4 protein-coding genes are annotated in these 3,343 nt (G+C 68.2%); all 4 read left to right on the forward strand.

Annotated elements, in window-relative coordinates; translation table 11 throughout:
• The first annotated feature begins 32 nt into the window (after positions 1-32).
• Positions 33-218 carry a ferredoxin gene (locus tag VNW74_RS02355; protein ID WP_325675003.1) on the forward strand — a complete coding sequence of 62 codons (186 nt, stop codon included), beginning with the start codon at positions 33-35 and terminating at the stop codon, positions 216-218.
• Entirely contained in the window at positions 215-1,090 is an 876-nt protein-coding gene (locus VNW74_RS02360; protein ID WP_325675004.1) for a TIGR03619 family F420-dependent LLM class oxidoreductase, read from the forward strand. Before VNW74_RS02355 ends, VNW74_RS02360 begins: the two co-directional genes overlap by 4 nt.
• A gap of 115 nt (positions 1,091-1,205) precedes the next feature.
• Positions 1,206-2,396: an acyl-CoA dehydrogenase family protein gene (locus VNW74_RS02365; protein WP_325675005.1), complete on the forward strand. Its 1,191-nt coding sequence runs from the start codon at positions 1,206-1,208 to the stop codon at positions 2,394-2,396.
• A gap of 39 nt (positions 2,397-2,435) precedes the next feature.
• Positions 2,436-3,343, forward strand: a 908-nt coding sequence (locus VNW74_RS02370; RefSeq protein WP_325675006.1) for an acyl-CoA dehydrogenase family protein, incomplete at its 3' end; no start/stop codon positions are given.

A 3,343-nucleotide genomic window follows, 5' to 3' on the forward strand; every position in this document is an offset into this window, starting at 1 on the left:
CGATGAGGGTCTGAGACGAAAAGGGGTTCGACGTGAAGGTCGCCGTGGACAACGCAAAGTGCGTGGGGCACGCCCGCTGCCATTTCGCCGCTCCCGAGGCCTTCGATCTCGACGACGACGGATACGCGGTCGTGATCGCCACGGACAGCGTCTCGGCGGAAGATATGCGGAACGCAGCCGAATCATGCCCCGAACAGGCGATCACGGTCACCCCGTGAACGCGGCGAGTGTCCGCCCGGTCGGACTCGTGGTCACCACGAACGAACCCGGCGCCGCGGACATGGTGCGGGAATTGCCGCGACGCGCAGAGGTGTGGGGCTACGACTCCCTGTGGGTCACCGATCACGTGGTCGGAGTGCGGGCCATGGCAGGTGTCTACGGCGACCACTGGCTCGATGCGCTGACCGCACTTACCTGGATGGCGGCCACGACGACACGCGTGCGTCTGGGCACCGGAGTGCTGGTGGTGCCGCACCGCAATCCCGTGCTCGCCTCGAAGATGATCACTACCCTCGACGTGCTCTCCGGCGGACGGGTCGACATCGGGGTGGGAACGGGGTGGAGCAAGGTCGAATTCCGTGCGCTGGGCGTGGAAGATCTCTACGAGCATCGCGGCCGCGCTACCGACGAGGCGATCGCCGTCATGCTGGCCTGCTGGGCCGGCGGAGAGATCGCCCACGAGGGCGAGTTCTTCTCCTTCCGCCACGTCGCCGCCGAGCCGGTGCCGGCGCAACGCCCCCATCCCCCGCTGTGGGTCGGCGGCCACTCGGCGCCCGCGCTGCGGCGTGCCGCGCGGGTCGCCGACGTCTGGCACCCCCACGATCTGCCGCCGGCGGAGTTGACGCACATCGGGGATCGACTCGACACTCTCGCCGGGCGACACGTACCCCGCTCGGTGCGGCTGCACGTCACCGAGGACGACCTGCCCGGCTTGGCCGACCACGTCGACTCCTACCTGGCCGTCGGCTGCATACGCGTCGTCCTCGAGTTCCGTTCCCAGCCATGCGCATTGGTCGAGCGTCTCGCCGAGCGCGCCGCCGAACTACTCGGGCTACCGGACACCTCCCTCGTCGAGCCCGTCAGCCGATGACCGGACACCGCCGCCGAGTCACGCATACCCGGCACGCCCCACCGACACGTCGTGCGGCCTGCTGGTGCCGGGGCGCACCTCCTCACCCATCGCGTTCTACTGAAGGGACCCGTTGATGCACCTCGAGCTGACTGACGACCTCACCGAATACCGCGATCGCCTTCGGGCACACGTCGCGGCGCACCGCCCGGCGATGCAGCGTCTTCCCGGCACCCGTAGCCCCAAACGCGACGACTTGCCGCAATACCGGGCCTGGTGCGCGAGTCTGTTCGAGGCCGGCTTCGTCGGCGCGGACTGGCCGACCGAGTGGGGGGGCCGCGAGGACCACAACGTGTTGCAGGACTTCGTCTTCGACACCGAACTCGCCGACGCGAAGGTGCCCCGACCGATCGGCGCCTACAACCTGATCTCGGGTGCACTCCTGGAATATGGAACTCAGGCGCAAAAGGAGCACTTCCTGCCGCGGATCCGCGGATTCGAGGATCTATGGTGCCAGCTGTTCAGCGAGCCCGACGCGGGAAGCGACCTGGCATCCCTGCGTACCAAGGCCGAACGCGACGGCGATGAGTGGGTCGTCACGGGTCAGAAGGTATGGACCACCCACGCCCACGTCGCAGACTACGGGTTCCTGCTGGCACGCACGGACCCGTCGGTGGCTAAACATGCTGGTATCAGCGCCTTCATCGTCGACATGCGCAGCCCCGGTGTCACCGTGCGGCCGCTGCGCGAGATGACGGGGTCCAGCGATTTCAACGAGGTGTTCTTCGATGCGGTCCGCATCCCGACGGGCAACATGATCGGCGCGCCGGGCGAGGGCTGGGCAATCACCCGCGCCGCCCTGGCCCACGAGCGCTCGCAGTCCCAGCGCGAGGACTCCATCGCCGACGCCGTACGCCGGCTGGTCTCCATCGCCCAGGACAACGCCGGCACCGGCCGCGGCGAGTCGGCCGACAGCAGCGATGTCCGGCGGCGGATCGGGGCGTTCTTTGCCCGCGCGCAGGTGTCGGACCTGCTCGGGTTCAAGGCCTTGCTCAAGTCCGCTCAGAGCCTGGACTCCGTGGGCGACTCGCCAGTGTCGAAGGTCGTGTTCACCGAGACCAACCTCGACATCGCCACCTACGCACTCGAACTGCAGGGCCCTCGCGGGGTGCTCGAGACTGAGGACCCCGACGTGGTCGATGCGGGCCGGTGGCAGGAGGCATTCCTCTATGCGCGCGGATTCACCATCTCGGCGGGGTCCAACGAGATCATGCGGAATCTGATCTCCGAGCGCGCGCTGAAACTGCCCCGCGACCCCGCGAAGTGACCCCACCGCACCAGCACCACCGAGACGAGAGCTGAAGCCATGCAGTTAGCCACCCCCGAGCAGAACGAACTGCGCGCCGCCACCCAGAAGGTGTTGGCCCGCCACGGAAACTCCGAGCAGATCCGCGCGGCGGCGGCCTCCGACGCCGGGCACGATCCCGCGTTGTGGACGCAGATCGCCGACCTGGGATGGCTCGCGATCACCGTCCCCGAGTCGCTGGATGGAATTGGTCAGGGCCTCACCGAGTTGGCCATCCTCAATGAAGAGTTCGGTTTCGCACTGCAGCCGAGTCCATTCGGCCCCAGCGGGCTGGTCTCGTGGGTGCTGGGACGCTACGGCGCCGATGAGTTGCAGGCACGTTTGCTCCCCCAGCTCGCCACCGGAGGGGCCATCGCCTCCTGGGGGCTGGACCACCCCGGCGGAAACGGTGTCCTGACGCTGAGCGACAACCGGATCACCGGTGCACGGCGCTTCATCCCCGACGCACAAGCCGCCGACCACCTCCTCGTCGACGTGGACTCCCAGGGCAGCCAGGTACTGGTCGTCGTCGACACCCATGCGCCAGGCGTCCGCGTCACCCCCCAGCACACCATGGACCTCACCCGCCGGTACTGCACCGTCGACTTCGAGAACACGCCGGTGGCGGCCGAGGCCGTCTGCGCCGACCCGCAAGCGGCAGCAGACCTGCTGCGCGGTGCAGTCGCGTTGCAGTGCGCCGAGAGTGTCGGCGTGGCCCGTCGGCTCCTCGAGATGACCGTCGACTACGCGGGAACGCGGCGCCAATTCGACCGGCAGATCGGTAGTTTCCAGGCGGTCAAGCATCGCATCGCCGACATGTACATTGCGCTGGAAGGGGCTGTCGCTGCCACCGAGGAATGCACCTGGGCGGTGGAGCATCGTCGCTCGGACGCCGACGTCGCGGTGCACGTCGCCAAGTCGTGGACGGG

The organism is Mycobacterium sp., from assembly GCF_035570115.1.
Taxonomy (GTDB): domain Bacteria; phylum Actinomycetota; class Actinomycetes; order Mycobacteriales; family Mycobacteriaceae; genus Mycobacterium.

What these genes read in the sequence shown, in the direction of transcription:
- VNW74_RS02365 (WP_325675005.1), top strand. Translation starts at nt 1,206, where the DNA reads ATGCACCTCGAGCTGACTGACGACCTCACCGAATACCGCGATCGCCTT.